Source organism: Luteimonas sp. S4-F44, from assembly GCF_022637415.1.
GTDB lineage: Bacteria > Pseudomonadota > Gammaproteobacteria > Xanthomonadales > Xanthomonadaceae > Luteimonas.
In genome coordinates, this window is the sequence record NZ_CP093340.1 from 1,032,239 (window position 1) to 1,045,271 (window position 13,033).

General features: G+C 71.2%; 11 protein-coding genes. 6 read left to right on the forward strand and 5 right to left on the reverse strand.

Features of this window, described 5'->3' with window-relative positions:
* Window positions 1-15: 15 nt before the first annotated feature.
* Entirely contained in the window at window positions 16-1,239 is a 1,224-nt protein-coding gene (gene hutI, locus MNO14_RS04730) for an imidazolonepropionase (protein ID WP_241945599.1), read from the reverse strand.
* 216 nt (window positions 1,240-1,455) lie between these two features.
* On the opposite strand from hutI, the gene MNO14_RS04735 reads away from it, so the two are divergent.
* Together MNO14_RS04735 and ubiM are read left to right on the forward strand one after the other, a co-directional pair.
* Window positions 1,456-2,703, forward strand: a complete 1,248-nt coding sequence (locus MNO14_RS04735) for a formimidoylglutamate deiminase (protein WP_241945600.1) — start codon at window positions 1,456-1,458, stop codon at window positions 2,701-2,703.
* A gap of 97 nt (window positions 2,704-2,800) precedes the next feature.
* Window positions 2,801-3,985: a 5-demethoxyubiquinol-8 5-hydroxylase UbiM gene (ubiM, locus tag MNO14_RS04740; protein WP_241945601.1), complete on the forward strand. Its 1,185-nt coding sequence runs from the start codon at window positions 2,801-2,803 to the stop codon at window positions 3,983-3,985.
* A 37-nt stretch (window positions 3,986-4,022) separates the two neighbouring features.
* Here the strand turns inward: ubiM and MNO14_RS04745 are convergent, their stop codons facing one another.
* From MNO14_RS04745 to MNO14_RS04755, 3 genes are all read right to left on the reverse strand, one after another.
* Window positions 4,023-4,559 carry a methylated-DNA--[protein]-cysteine S-methyltransferase gene (locus MNO14_RS04745; RefSeq protein ID WP_241945602.1) on the reverse strand — a complete coding sequence of 179 codons (537 nt, stop codon included), beginning with the start codon at window positions 4,557-4,559 and terminating at the stop codon, window positions 4,023-4,025.
* Window positions 4,556-6,076, reverse strand: coding sequence for an AlkA N-terminal domain-containing protein (locus MNO14_RS04750; protein ID WP_241945603.1), 1,521 nt, complete (start codon window positions 6,074-6,076; stop codon window positions 4,556-4,558). Before MNO14_RS04750 ends, MNO14_RS04745 begins: the two co-directional genes overlap by 4 nt.
* An 89-nt stretch (window positions 6,077-6,165) precedes the next feature.
* Window positions 6,166-7,443, reverse strand: a complete 1,278-nt coding sequence (locus tag MNO14_RS04755; protein WP_241945604.1) for an ectonucleotide pyrophosphatase/phosphodiesterase — start codon at window positions 7,441-7,443, stop codon at window positions 6,166-6,168.
* A 214-nt stretch (window positions 7,444-7,657) separates the two neighbouring features.
* On the opposite strand from MNO14_RS04755, the gene MNO14_RS04760 reads away from it, so the two are divergent.
* Window positions 7,658-7,975 (forward strand): hypothetical protein, encoded by a 318-nt coding sequence (locus MNO14_RS04760; protein WP_241945605.1) that lies wholly within the window; start codon window positions 7,658-7,660, stop codon window positions 7,973-7,975.
* 61 nt (window positions 7,976-8,036) lie between these two features.
* Here MNO14_RS04760 and MNO14_RS04765 read toward each other — a convergent pair whose 3' ends face one another.
* Window positions 8,037-8,732, reverse strand: a complete 696-nt coding sequence (locus tag MNO14_RS04765) for a ThuA domain-containing protein (protein WP_241945606.1) — start codon at window positions 8,730-8,732, stop codon at window positions 8,037-8,039.
* A gap of 171 nt (window positions 8,733-8,903) precedes the next feature.
* On the opposite strand from MNO14_RS04765, the gene hutU reads away from it, so the two are divergent.
* The 3 genes from hutU (at window position 8,904) to msrB (ending at window position 12,991) form a co-directional block, all read left to right on the forward strand.
* Window positions 8,904-10,577: a urocanate hydratase gene (gene hutU / locus MNO14_RS04770; RefSeq protein WP_241945607.1), complete on the forward strand. Its 1,674-nt coding sequence runs from the start codon at window positions 8,904-8,906 to the stop codon at window positions 10,575-10,577.
* 126 nt (window positions 10,578-10,703) lie between these two features.
* A complete protein-coding gene (locus tag MNO14_RS04775; RefSeq protein WP_241945608.1) occupies window positions 10,704-12,416 on the forward strand; it encodes a leucine-rich repeat domain-containing protein in 1,713 nt (570 codons plus the stop codon).
* A gap of 110 nt (window positions 12,417-12,526) precedes the next feature.
* Window positions 12,527-12,991, forward strand: coding sequence for a peptide-methionine (R)-S-oxide reductase MsrB (gene msrB, locus MNO14_RS04780; RefSeq protein WP_241945609.1), 465 nt, complete (start codon window positions 12,527-12,529; stop codon window positions 12,989-12,991).
* Window positions 12,992-13,033 lie beyond the last annotated feature (42 nt).

Genomic DNA, 13,033 nt, shown 5'->3' on the forward strand with positions numbered 1-13,033 from the left:
GGTCCTTGAGGAGGGTCAGGGCAGACGGTGGCCGGCGGCGAAGGCCATCTCGAGCATCGGGCCGCCGAGCCAATAGACGAGTTCTGCTGGCTGTGCGAGGCGCCAGCAGGCGAAGTCTGCGCGCAGGCCCGGCATCAGGCGCCCGCGATCGGTCAGCCCCAGCGCGCGTGCCGCGTGCACGGTCGCCCCGCGCAGGGCTTCTTCGGGGGTGAGGCGGAAATGGGTGACTGCCAACTGCATCGCCTGGCGCAGCGACAGCAGCGGCGAGGTGCCGGGGTTGCAGTCGGTCGCTACGGCCATCGGTACGCCCGCGGCGCGGAAGGCGTCGAGCGGCGGCAGCCGGGTTTCGCGCAGCACGTGGAAGGCCCCGGGCAACAGCACTGCGACCGTGCCGGCCGCCGCCATCGCGTCGACGCCGGCCTGCGAAGTGTGCTCGACATGGTCGGCCGACAGGCCGCCGAACGCGGCCACCAGCGCGGCGCCGTCACCATCGCTGAGCTGGTCGGCGTGCAGTTTGACCGGCACGCCGAGCGCGCGCGCGACCTCGAACACCCGGCGCGTCTGCGTCGCATCGAAGGCGATGCGCTCGGCGAACGCATCGACCGCGTCCACCAGGCCTTCCTCGTGCAGGCGCGGCAGCCAATCGCAGACCGCGTCGATGTAGGCGTCGCTGCGCCCGACGTACTCAGGCGGCAGGGCATGCGCGCCAAGGAACGTCGTGCGCACGGTGATGCCCAGCGCCTGACCGATGCGCCGCGCGACGCGCAGCATCTTGCGTTCGTGGTCGAAGTCCAGGCCGTAGCCGGACTTGATCTCCAGCGTCGTCGCACCATCGGCGATCAGCGCACGCGCACGCGGCAACGACTGCACGAGCAGCGCGTCCTCGTCGGCGGCGCGGGTTGCGCGTACGGTGGAGACGATGCCGCCGCCGCTGCGCGCGATGGCCTCGTAGCTCACGCCCTGCAGGCGCTGTTCGAACTCCGCGGCGCGGTCGCCGCCGAACACCAGGTGGGTGTGGCAGTCGACGAGACCCGGCGTGAGCAGGCCCTCGGCCTCGATCACCCGCTCGGCCAACTGCGCCGCCGGCGCCGGCAGCGCGGCGCGGGGGCCGACGTGCACGATCGTGCCGTCGCGCCAACCCAGTGCGCCGTCTTCGATCAGCCCATAGCCGGTGTCTTCGGCGAGCGTGACCAGGGTTGGCCCGATGATCAGCCCATCCCAGCGTTCAGTCGCTCCCATCGTCGCCTCCGTCGTTGTCGTCGCGCCCGTTGAAGCCATGGCCCATCGCCGTCGCCCGCGCCGCGGCCGTCGCGTCGCGGGCGGCGCCTGCGCCATCATCACGAGAACGCGCAGGACGTGGCGAGCACGAGCAGCAGCACCCCCACGACGCGTGCCTGCGATGCTCCCCCCGGACAGACAGGCTAGCCTATCGCACTCGCTTCCGGAGTCGCCCCAATGTCAGACCTTCCGCCGGTTCCGATCCAGCGCACGTCCGCAGGCTGGCGCCTGCCGGGCATCGCCAATCTGCACTCGCACGCGTTCCAGCGCGCGATGGCCGGTCTGGCCGAGGTGCAGACCGATCCGGCCGATTCGTTCTGGACCTGGCGCGAGACGATGTACCGGATGGCCGCGCGCTTCGATCCCGACACGCTGCGCGCGGTCGCCACCCAGCTCTACGTCGAGATGCTCGAAGCCGGCTATACGGCCGTCTGCGAGTTCCACTATGTGCACCATGCGCCCGACGGCCGACCGTATGCGCCGGTATCGGCAATGGCCGATGCGCTGATCGAGGCGGCCGAGACGACTGGCATCCGGCTGACGCTGTTGCCGGTGCTGTACATGACGGGCGGCTTCGACGGGCGGCCGCTGGGCCCGCGTCAGCAGCGCTTCGGCCACGACATCGATGGCTATCTGCGGCTGTTCACGGATCTGCACGCGCGCCAGGGGGCAGGCCTGCGCGTGGGCTGCGCGCTGCACAGCCTGCGAGCGGTCCCGCGCGATGCGATGGCGGCGGTGCTCGCCGCGCTGCCGCCGCAGGCGCGCGTGCATCTCCACATCGCCGAACAGACCGCCGAGGTCGAGGACTGCATCGCGCTGCGCGGGGCGCGCCCGGTGGCCTGGCTGCTCGATCACGCGCCGGTCGATGCGCGCTGGACGCTGGTGCACGCGACCCACCTGGACGCGGACGAGATCGCCGGCATCGCGCGCAGCGGTGCGACCGTCGCGCTGTGCCCGACGACCGAGGCCAATCTCGGCGACGGTCTGTTCCCGCTGCGCGCCTATCTCGATGCGGGGGGGGCCTGGGGCATCGGCTCTGACTCCCACATCTCGGTGTCGCCGGTCGAGGAACTGCGCTGGCTGGAGTACGGCCAGCGTCTGGCCGGGCGGCGACGTAACGTCGCGGTTGGGTCGGCATCGCCGAGCGTCGGTGCGACGCTGCTCGCCGGCGTGGCGGCCAGCGCCTCGGCGGCGACCGGGTTCGCGCAGCGCGACGATGCCGTTGTGCTCGACGCCGATGCACCGTTGCTCGCCGGTGCCACGCCGGCCGACGTCGCCGACCGCTGGCTGTTCGCCGGCAACCGGCCGCTGGTGCGCGAGGTCGAGGTCGCCGGCAATCGGCTGGTCGTCGACGGACGCCACCGGCTGCACGCGCAGGCAGCGCAGGGCCATGCCGACGCGATGCGCCGGCTGCTGGCGCTGTGACGGTGGCGCGCTGCCGCAGCGCTTGATTCAGGTCAACGCGGGGTGCCGGCCGACGTCGGTATCCTGCCCGTATTGTTCGTTTGCTGGAGGCGTGCGCATGCAGGTCGACATCGCCATCGTCGGGGCCGGACCGGCCGGCTTGTGCTTCGCCCGCGCGCTGGCCGGCACGGGGTTGAAGATCGCGCTGATCGAGCGCCAGTCGCACGAGGCGATCGCCAAGCCCGCGTTCGACGGTCGCGAGATCGCGTTGACCCACGGCTCCCGCCGGATCATGGAGACCCTGGGGCTGTGGGCCCGGCTCGATCCGGCGCAGATCTTCGACCTGCGCGATGCCCGCATCCTCAACGGCGACGCCGACACCGGCCTGACGATCACCGCCGGCGACGGCAACGGCCGCCAGCTCGGCTGGCTGGTCCCCAATCACCAGATCCGACAGGCGGCGTTCGATGCCGTCGACGGCCTGGCGAACGTGGAATTGATCTGCGACACCGCGGTGCGTGGCGTCACCCGCCGCGGCGACAGCGTCGAGCTCGCCCTCGATGACGACAAGACCGTGTCGGCGCGCCTGTTGGTCGCCGCTGACAGCCGGTTCTCGGACGTGCGCCGCATGCTCGGCATCGGCGCGCGCATGCGCGATTTCGGCAAGCGGATGCTGGTGTGCCGCGTCGCGCACGAGCGCCCGCACGACCACGTCGCCTGGGAATGGTTCGGGCATGGCCAGACGATGGCGCTGCTGCCGCTCGACGCCGGCCGGGCATCGGTGGTGCTGACCTTGGCGCCGGAGGCGATGGCGCAGGTCGAGGCGATGGACGATGTCGCGTTCGCGGCCGACATCCAGCGCCGGTTCCTCGACCGGCTGGGCACGATGACCACGGTCGGCACGCGCCATGTCTATCCGCTGGTCGGCGTCTATGCCGACCGTTTCGTCGCCGAGCGTGCGGCGCTGATCGGCGATGCCGCCGTCGGCATGCATCCGGTCACCGCGCACGGTTTCAACCTCGGCCTGCAGGGCGCCGAGCGCCTGGCCAACGGCATCCGCCGGGCACAGGACGCGGGCCGCGACATTGCCGGACGCGCGGTGCTCGCACGTTTTCAACGACAGCACCGGCTGGCGACGTGGCCGCTGTTCGCCGCGACCGGCATCGTCGCCAGCCTCTATACCGACGACCGCGCGCCGGCGCGCCTGGTCCGCAGCGCCACGCTGCGCATCGCGCAGCGGCTCACGCCGTTCCGGCGCCTGATCGCCGCGCATCTCACCCAGGAACGACCGGCCCTGCGTTGAGTCGCACGTCGCGACAGGTCGATGCCAGGCAGGTCGGCTACGCGGCCGGCGCCGCCGTGTGCGCGGCGAACAGGCGGTTGGCGGCAGGCAGTGCGCCTTCGAGCTCGAGCAGGAATTGCTTCGTCGGCACGCCACCGGCGAAACCGGTCAGTGCGCCGCTGGCGCCGATCACCCGGTGGCAGGGCACGACGATCGGGATCGGGTTGCGCCCGTTCGCGGCGCCGACCGCGCGGCTGGCGGTCGGCCGGCCGAGCTCGCGTGCCAGTCCCACGTAGCTGGTTGTGGTGCCGTAGGGAATGCGCGCGAGCGCCCGCCAGACCTCGCGCTGGAACGCGGTGCCGTCGGCGGCCAGCGGCAGGTCGAAGGTCCGCAGCCGATGATCGAAGTAGGCGCGAAGTTGCGCCGCAGTCTCGCGCAGCAGCGGGTGGTCGCCGGCCTGCCAGTGCGCGCGTCCACGCAGCGGCGGCCGCGATTGCGCGAAGTCGATCGCGTGCAGGCCGGCATCGGAAGCGGCGAGCTGCAGCGGGCCGATCGGGGTGTCGAGCGAGGTGGTGAAGACGGTCGGGAGGGTCATCGGGGGCTCCGGGAGCGAGAGGCGGCGGGTGAGGCCGATAGCGCGGCATCGCGCCACAGGTGGAAGACCGCGTAGCCGCGCCAGGGTCGCCAGGCCTGTGCGCGTGCCTGCAGCGCGCGCGCATCGAGCCGGCTGCCATCGGTGGGCACGGCCTTCTGCAGCACCAGGTCCTGGGCGGGAAACGCATCGGGATGGCCGAGCGCGCGCAGCGCGATGTACTGCGCGGTCCAGGGGCCGATGCCGGGCAGGGCAGTCCAGCGGGCGACCGTCTCGTCGAGCGTGCGCGCCGGGTCGAAATCCACGCGGCCGTCGAGCAGAGCCGCGGCGATCGCGCGGATCGTCGCGATGCGGCTGCCGATCAGGCCGAGGCCGTCGAAGTCGCCGTCGACCAGTGCCTCGGGCGTCGGGAAAAGATGGGCGAATCCCTGGGCGGCCAGCATCTCGGGCAGGGGCTGGCCGAAGCGCTGCGACAGCCGTGCGGTCAGCGTGCGCGCGGCGGCCACGCTGACCTGCTGGCCGATCACCGCGCGGACCGCGATCTCGAACCCGTCCCAGCCGCTGGGCAGGCGCAGGCCCGGCCGCGCGCGCAGCAGCGGCGCCAACCGTGGATCCTGCGCCAGGTGCGTGGCGATTGCGGTTGGCTCGGCGTCGAGATCGAACATTCGCCGCACGCGCCGCACCGTGTCCTGCAGCCGCGTCGGCGCGATGCCGTGCAGTTCGAGCCGCAAGGCATGCGCCGGCCCGGCCGCCGTGGCCGGCCAGTGCGACACGCGCAGCCAACCCGCCGCCGCCGCGTCGCCAACGACCCGGGTGTAACTGGACTCATCGATGCGTTCAATGCCCGGCAGCGCGCGGCTGCGCAGGAAGTCCAGCATCGCGGGGAAGTCGTACGGGGGCCGATAGCCGAGCCGGAGCACCAGCCCGTCGCTCGCAACAGCCGTCCCGGGTTGCCGACGCAGATCGCGCGGCGCCATGCGGTAGGCCTCGCGGAATGCGGTGTTGAACCGGCGCAGGCTGGCGAAGCCGGCGGCCAGCGCGACTTCGGTGACCGGCAGCGCGGTCTCGGTCAGCAGTTGCTTGGCGAACAGCAGGCGGCGCGTCCCGCGTACGCCGATCGGCGCTGCGCCCAGGCGCTCGACGAATAACCGCCGCAACTGGCGTTCGCCCAAGTGCAGCTGTGCCGCCAGCGACGCCAGCGGCGCGTCGTCGAGCGCGCCGCGATCGATCAGCGCCAGCGCACGTGCCACGACATCGTCGCCGCGGTGCCAGTGTCCGTCACCCGGTGCCAGTTCCGGGCGGCAGCGCAGGCAGGGCCGGAAGCCGTCGGCCTGGGCTGCGGCCGCATTGGCGTAATAGGTCACGTTTTCGGCCCGCGGTGGCGGTGCCGGGCACACCGGGCGGCAGTAGATGCCGGTGGTGCGCACCGCGGTGAAGAACAGCCCGTCGAAGCGGGCGTCGCGGCTCAGGCGTGCCTGCTCGCAGACGGCGGGATCGGGCAGGGCGGGGAACGACGACATGCCCGCAGGCTAGCACCGCGCCCGGCGCAGGACTGGCCGTTTTCGGACATGAATGCAGTCCGCCCCCGCAGGGCGCGCCGCCGCCGCGCTCAGCGGCGATCGCCGGACCGCAGGGCTGGCAGCAGTGTCGCGGCGTCGCCATCGTGATCGGCCGGCGCCACGCCGATCAGCCGGGCCAACAACGGATAGACGTCGACGTTGTCGAAACCGTTCAGAACGACGCCTTCGCGGAACGCCGGCCCGTGCGCGATGAACACCGCCCGCATCGATGGCAGTGCCGGATCGAAGCCGTGCGAGCCGCGTGGCCCGGCATCGCGCGTGGCGACGGTCTCGCGCGGCAGCGCGTCCCAGCCCTCGTGCATCTGGCAGACGATGGGCGGCACGCGTGGATGGCGGCCGTAGGCCCAGCGCGCCGGCAATGCCTCTTTGCGCCAGCAGTCGTAGCGCGGGTGCGCGCCGAGCAGGCGTGCAGCGACCGCGGCCTCGTGACCGGGAAGCGGCGCGATGCCCACGACTTGGCCGATCGAGACCACACGCGCTTCCTCGGGCGCCACCATGTCCTCGACCGCGATCGCGTGACCGGGCGCAACCTCGGCCATGCCGTGGTCGGAGACGACGACGATGCTTGTGCGATCGAACACGCCGCGCGCGCGCAGGCCGGCGACGAGCCGGCCGATCGCCGCGTCGACCTCGCGCAACGCCGCATGCGTCTGCGGGGCATTGGGGCCATCGTGGTGACCGGCCGAGTCCACATGCTCGAAGTACAGCGTCGCCAGCCGTGGGCGGGTGGCATCGGGTTCGGACAGCCAACCGAGCATCGTGTCCACGCGCGTGTCGAGCGGGCGGGTCTTGTCGAACGGCAGCCAGCGCGTCGGCCGCACGCCGCGCACCGGCGCCTCGCTGCCGGGCCACGACAGTGTGGCGGTCGCCAGCCCGGCGTTCTCGGCGGTCACCCACAGCGGCTCGCCATCGTTCCACCAGGCCGCGTTCTCGACGGCGCTGCGGTCGGACAGTTTGAAGTCGCCCAGCGCGGTGTCATGCATCGAGTTGTGCACGATGCCGTGGCGGTCGGGGCGCAGCCCGGTGACCAGCGTGTAGTGGTTGGGAAAGGTCAGCGACGGATACGACGGCCGCATCCAGCCATGCACGCCGCCGCGCGCGAGCGCGTCGAGATGCGGCGTTTCCCCGCGGCCCAGATAGTCGGGGCGCACGCCGTCGAGCGAAATCAGCAGCAGCGTGGGCCGCGGGTTTGTCGCAGCGGGCGACGCGGCGCGGCTCGCGCAGCCCACCAGCACGAGCACGCTGCAAAGCACCACGGAGACAAGAACAGACGGCGCCATCCGGCGCACAAACGCGACATCGATCATCCACACAGGATACCGAGCCCAGATGACAGTCCAAAGCCAACACCGGGGTCAGAGTGCAATTTCAGTGGCATGGCACTGTGATCCCGTTGGCTGGAAAATTGCACTCTGACCCCGGTTTTTGCGCTCTGGAAAGCTGAACGTTCAGCGGGCGCAGACCACGGGGTGGAGCGGGGAGCGTATCGTGCGCAGCAGGATCAGCAACCGGGAGTGCGCGATGAACAGCAGATGGTGGATGGCGGCGCTGTGCGCCGGCCTGGCGCTCGGTGCGGTGTCGCATGTCGCACAGGCGCAGCAGCACGAGGAAGAGGAAGAGGCGGTGCGCGAGCGCGGCCAGCGTGCCAGCCCGTCGGATCGTTTCTGCATCCGCGAGACCGGGTCGCGCGTGACCGCGGCGCGCAACGCGCGCTCCAAGCGCGCCGAGCAGGAATGTGTCAACGGTGGCGGCCGGGTCTACACCCGCAGCGACATCGAGCGCACCGGCTCGGTGGACGTCAAGGACGCCCTGCGCCGGCTGGACCCGTCGGTGTTCTGAGCGCCGTCCAGGTGTGTGTTCGCGAAACGCCCGGCCTGTCCGGGCGTTTCCATGTCCGGGCTCAGCAGTCGTCGGCCTGGCCGGTCGTCCAGCGCAGCCCCTGCAACAGATGCGCGCGGAACACCGGGTCGGCGTACAGCGCCGGGTCGTGGCCGAGCCCGGTGTACCAGGCGCGGCCGCCGGCGCGTGTGTGGCACCACGCGATGGGATGGTCGTCGCCCATGCCGCCGGCGGCATGCGAGTGCGGATCGACCGACGCGATCACCCGCACGTCCGCACGCGGGTTGCGGCGGTAGTCGTAGATCTCGTCGACGACCCGCCAGTCGCGTCGGCCCAGTGGTGCAGGGTCCTGTTCGAACACCACGCGCACCGCCTGCAGTCCCTCCGGGTGGCGCGCGAACCAGGCGCCGACCAGGTCGCCGTACCACGGCCAGGTGTAGCCGCTGTCGGCGGCGGCGTGGATGCCCAGGTAGCCGCCGCCGTGGCCGACATAGCGTTCGAAGGCCGCTTGCTGGTCTCCATCAAGCACTTCGCGCGTGGTGTGCGCGAACACGACTGCGCGGTAACCGGCCAGCGTCGCATCGTCGAAATGCGTGGGGTCTTCGCTCTCCTCGATCTCGACGCCGGCCTGTGCGCCGAGTGCGCGCAAGGTCGCGATTGTGGTGGGGATCGCCTCGTGGCGGTAGCCCGCGGTGCGGGTGAACACCAGCACGCGCGGGGCGTCGGTCTTGGCGGGGGTCGCAGCGGGGGCAGGCAAGGGTGACGCGCCGACGGCGGCGGACGCAGCAAGCACGGCGGCGATGGCGAGCGAGACGGGGCGCATGCGCGCGAGCATAGCGGCCGGCGGCCGCGGCATTCACGCCGCAGCGCGTCAGGCCGTCCGCTGCGCCGGTGCGATAATCGGGCCATCGCCCTATCGAGTGCCGCCATGACCGACGCCTCGCGCCACGACCCGTCCCGCACGATCCGCGCGCCCCGCGGCAGCGCCCTGACCTGCCGCTCGTGGCTGACCGAAGCGCCGTTCCGCATGCTGCAGAACAATCTCGATCCCGAGGTCGCCGAACGCCCGGAGGATCTCGTGGTCTACGGCGGCATCGGCCGCGCCGCGCGCGACTGGGCCTGCTACGACGCCATCCTCGAGACGCTCAAGACGCTCGAGGACGATCAGACGTTGCTGGTGCAGTCGGGCAAACCGGTCGGGGTGTTCCGCACGCATGCCGACGCGCCGCGCGTGCTGATCGCCAATTCCAATCTCGTGCCGCACTGGGCGACGTGGGAACACTTCCACGAACTCGACCGCAAGGGCCTGGCGATGTACGGCCAGATGACCGCCGGCAGTTGGATCTACATCGGCAGCCAGGGCATTGTGCAGGGCACCTACGAAACCTTCGTCGAGATGGGCCGCCAGCATTACGGCGGCGACTTGACCGGCAAATGGATCCTGACCGCGGGCCTGGGCGGCATGGGCGGGGCGCAGCCGCTGGCCGCGAGCCTGGCCGGCGCGTGCTCGCTGACGATCGAGTGCCAGCAGAGCCGGATCGACTTCCGGCTCAAGACCCGCTACGTCGACGAGCAGGCCGCCGACCTGGACGACGCCCTGACGCGCATCGCGCGCTACACGCAGGCAGGCGAGGCGAAATCGATCGCGCTGCTCGGCAATGCGGCCGAGGTCCTGCCCGAACTGGTGCGGCGCGGCGTGCGTCCGGACTGCGTGACCGACCAGACCAGCGCGCACGACCCGGTGCACGGCTACCTGCCGATCGGCTGGACGGTCGAGCACTGGCTGGCCGAGCAGTCCGCCCATCCCGACGCAGTGCGCGACGCGGCGAAGGCCTCCATGCGCGTCCATGTCGAGGCGATGCTGGCCTTCCACGCACAAGGCATCCCGACCGTCGACTACGGCAACAACATCCGCCAGATGGCCAAGGACGAGGGGCTGGAAAACGCCTTCGATTTTCCCGGCTTCGTGCCCGCCTATGTGCGTCCGCTGTTCTGTCGCGGCATCGGCCCGTTCCGCTGGGTCGCGCTGAGCGGCGATCCGGAGGACATCGCCAGGACCGATGCCAAGGTCAAGGCGCTGATTCCCGACGACCCCCATCTGCATCGCTGGCTGGACATGGCCGCCGAGCGCATCGCCTTCCAGGGCCTGCCGGCACGGATCTGCTGGGTCGGGCTGGGCCTGCGCCACAAGCTGGGCCTGGCGTTCAACGAGATGGTGCGCAATGGCGAACTCAAGGCGCCGATCGTGATCGGCCGCGATCACCTCGATTCGGGCTCGGTCGCCTCCCCGAACCGCGAGACCGAGGCGATGCGCGACGGCAGCGATGCGGTCAGCGACTGGCCGCTGCTCAACGCGATGCTCAACGTCGCCGGTGGGGCGACCTGGGTGTCGCTGCATCACGGTGGCGGCGTCGGCATGGGCTACTCGCAGCATTCGGGCGTGGTGATCGTCTGCGACGGCAGCGAGGCCGCCGACCGGCGCATCGAGCGCGTGCTGTGGAACGACCCGGCGACCGGCGTGATGCGGCATGCGGATGCCGGCTACGCCATCGCTGCCGAGTGCGCGAAGGCGCAGGGCCTGGACCTGCCGATGCTCGGCTGACTGTGTCACCCTGACGCGCGGGTCGCGCGGCGCGGGCAGCGGCTACACGAGGGGGGCGTGCGCCGGGCGTATCGTGCGTGCGGCGGGTCTGAGTACCAGGTCAGGTCCAAGCAAGGGGGCGCGGCAATGAAGCGAATCGATCGTCTGGCCGCCTGCGCGGCGTGGCTGGTGGGCGTGGCGCCGGTGGCCCTGGCGGCGCCGGTCGAGCGTGGGACGTTCGTGCAGGTCTGCAACACCGCCAGTGCCTACACCCATCTGCGCGACGGGCCGAGCGCGCGCCAGTATCCGGCGACGGCGCGGATGCCCAACGGGCAACGCCTGCGCGTCGAGGACACCATCACCACGCCGGAGGGGCACGGCTACCATCGCGTGAGTCTGTTGGACGCGGGTGGCGGCGCACTGCGCAGCGGCTATGTGCACGACCAGACGGTGCGGGCGCGATGCGACCTGCCGGCAGCACCGGATACAGCGCTCGCGCGGCTCGCGGCCGCCCTGGCGGCCGACAATCCCGGCATCGCCGCCGCCGACATCATGGCGGTCAATGCCGGCTTCGACGGCAAGACGCTCGATCTGATGCACCTGCCGCAGTTGCATGATCTGTCTGCCCTGGCGCCCTGGGACGGACTCGAGTCGATCGACCTCAGTCGCTCCGGGGTGGTCGATGTCGCGCCGCTGGCGGGCCTGCCGTCGCTCAAGACCCTCAGCTTGTACGAGACCGCGGTGCACGATATCGCGCCGCTCTCGGCGCTGCGCACCCTGGAAACGCTCAATCTCCATGGCACGCGAATCGGCGACCTGGATGCGCTGTCGGGCTTGCCCGCGCTGCGTACGCTGTACCTGACGAGCAGTCTGGTGCGTGACATCTCCGCGCTCGCCACGTTGCCGGATCTGCGCGTGCTGACGCTGTCGCAGACCGAGGTGCAGGACTTCTCGTCGCTGGGCTCGCTCGGCGAACTGCGCCTGCTCAATCTCGCCAGCGCAGGCGTGCGCGATATCGCGTTCCTGCGCGACAAGCCCGCGCTCAGGACGCTGGACCTGGGAGACAACGCGATCGACGACCTGTCGCCGATCGCCGATCTGCCCGCGCTTGAGAGCGCCTTGCTCAACAACAATCCGTTCACCGATATCGCGCCGTTGGCCAGGCTCTCGACGCTCAGAACCTTGTCGCTGGCCAACAGCCAGGTCGCGGACTATCGGCCGCTGGCCGGCTTGACCAGGCTGACCGAGCTCGGGCTCGCCGGCAGCACGATCGCCGATCTGACGCCGCTGGCCGGGATGCGGCAGCTCGAATCACTGGCGCTGGGGTCGACCCGGGTCGCACGCATCGATGTGGTCGCCGGGATGCCGGCTCTGCGTCTGTTGCATCTGCACGACACCCGGGTCGCCGCGCTCGCGCCGGTCGCGGGCCTGCGCCGGCTCGAGCGGCTGTCGCTGACCAACGCACCGGTGCAGGATCTCTCGGCGCTGGCCGGCCATGCCCACCTCATCGACCTGGGCCTGCGCGGAACGTCGGTGACCGATTTCTCGGTCATCGCGGAATTGACCGCACTCCAGACGCTGGACCTGGCCGATACTGCGTTCGACGACATGGCCGTGCTCGCCCCGTTGCGGTTGCTCGAAACCCTGGACCTGTCACGCACCCCCGTCGACGATGTCTCGGTGCTGGCCGGGTTGCCCAGGCTGCGCTGGCTGACGATGGAAGAGACGCGGGTGCGCGATGTATCGCCACTGCGCGCGATGCACGGTCTGCGCACGCTGCGGCTGGCGAAGTCGCCGGTCGAGGAGGTCGGGGTGCTGACACCGCTGGTGGACGCGGGACTCGATCTGCGAACGGAGTAGCGCGCGCCGTATCGGGCCGCCAGGCGGCGGGACGCGGCGGGCTGGCCGGGGCTTGCAATGCGGTCTGTGCATCGCCAGTTGTTGAGGGTCGATCGCCACCGGAGCATGCCGTGTCCTCGTTTGATCTGCGTCCGCCCAGCGCCGCCGAGCGCACAGCCCTGGAAGCCGGCCTGTCCGCCGACGAACGCCGCGTGCTGCTGCAACACGGCACCGAGGCGCCGTTCTGCGGTGTGTTCCTCGACAACAAGCGCGAAGGCACCTACTGCTGCCGGCTGTGCGGCCTGCCGCTGTTCCGCTCCAGCGCCAAGTTTGACTCGGGCACCGGCTGGCCGAGCTTCTTCGCGCCGATCGACGACGCGCATATCGGCCGCATCCGCGACACCAGCCACGGCATGATCCGCGTCGAGGAGGTCTGCGCGCGCTGCGGCAGCCACCTGGGGCACGTGTTCCCGGACGGGCCGCCGCCGACCTATGAGCGGCATTGTCTCAACTCGGTGTCGCTGTCGTTCGTCGCGACCGGCGCGCCGCTGCCCGACCCGCTGGCGCGCGGCGGTGCGGAGGCATCGCCGGCCTGATTGCGTACGCATCGGCGCGGGCGGATGCGCCGGGCGCGCACG

Coding starts and splice junctions, on each gene's coding strand:
- hutI (WP_241945599.1), bottom strand. CDS start 1,239: ATGGGAGCGACTGAACGCTGGGATGGGCTGATCATCGGGCCAACCCTG.
- MNO14_RS04775 (WP_241945608.1), top strand. CDS start 10,704: ATGAAGCGAATCGATCGTCTGGCCGCCTGCGCGGCGTGGCTGGTGGGC.
- hutU (WP_241945607.1), top strand. CDS start 8,904: ATGACCGACGCCTCGCGCCACGACCCGTCCCGCACGATCCGCGCGCCC.
- ubiM (WP_241945601.1), top strand. CDS start 2,801: ATGCAGGTCGACATCGCCATCGTCGGGGCCGGACCGGCCGGCTTGTGC.
- MNO14_RS04735 (WP_241945600.1), top strand. CDS start 1,456: ATGTCAGACCTTCCGCCGGTTCCGATCCAGCGCACGTCCGCAGGCTGG.
- MNO14_RS04745 (WP_241945602.1), bottom strand. CDS start 4,559: ATGACCCTCCCGACCGTCTTCACCACCTCGCTCGACACCCCGATCGGC.
- MNO14_RS04760 (WP_241945605.1), top strand. CDS start 7,658: ATGAACAGCAGATGGTGGATGGCGGCGCTGTGCGCCGGCCTGGCGCTC.
- MNO14_RS04750 (WP_241945603.1), bottom strand. CDS start 6,076: ATGTCGTCGTTCCCCGCCCTGCCCGATCCCGCCGTCTGCGAGCAGGCA.
- MNO14_RS04755 (WP_241945604.1), bottom strand. CDS start 7,443: ATGATCGATGTCGCGTTTGTGCGCCGGATGGCGCCGTCTGTTCTTGTC.